At 51.9% G+C, this 686-nt stretch carries 1 protein-coding gene; it reads right to left on the bottom strand.

The window, feature by feature from the left end; all coding sequences use genetic code 11:
- A partial coding sequence (locus ACTHUR_RS14490; RefSeq protein WP_440399274.1) for a lyase family protein occupies positions 1-588 on the bottom strand: 588 nt, incomplete at its 3' end.
- Positions 589-686 lie beyond the last annotated feature (98 nt).

Here is a 686-nt window from a genome sequence, read left to right as displayed (position 1 = left end):
CGGCATACGGTTGACGCGTTTGCGGCAGTCGGCCATGCGCTCGAAATCGCGGCCGAGCATTTCGACGTAGGCGAGCATGTGGTGTCCGAAGCTGACCGGCTGGGCAACTTGCAGGTGGGTAAAGCCGGGCATGACGGTTTCGGCATTTTGTTCCGCCAAATCGACTAAGGCCGTCTGAAGGTTTTGAATCAGGCTTTGGATAACGGTAATTTGATCGCGCAGCCATAGACGGATGTCGGTAGCGACTTGGTCGTTGCGGCTGCGGCCGGTGTGCAGGCGTTTGCCGGCGTCGCCGATTTTGTCGGTGAGGCGGCGTTCGATGTTCATGTGGACATCTTCCAAATCCAGCGACCAGGAAATAGTTCCTTCCTTGATTTCTGCTATAATCTCGGCCATGCCCTGACGGATGGCCGAGAGGTCGTCTTCGCTCAAAACGCCCGACTGTGTCAGCATTTGCGCGTGTGCCAGCGAGCCTTGGATGTCCCATTCTGCCAGTCGTTTGTCAAAATCAATCGAGCCGGTATATTTTTTGACCAGCTCGGAAACAGGTTCGTTAAAACGGCCTGACCAGGTTTTGTCCTTGCTCATATCAGCATCCTTAAAATATAAATAAAAAAAACAGGGCCTACGTCTTCAATATAGCAGACCCGTCTATACATTATGAAAGAAAACGGTTGAAATTATGT

This window comes from Neisseria sp. P0021.S007 (assembly GCF_051956855.1).
The sequence above is the reverse complement of the archived record's forward strand: the minus strand, read 5'-3'. Positions and strand labels throughout refer to the sequence as shown.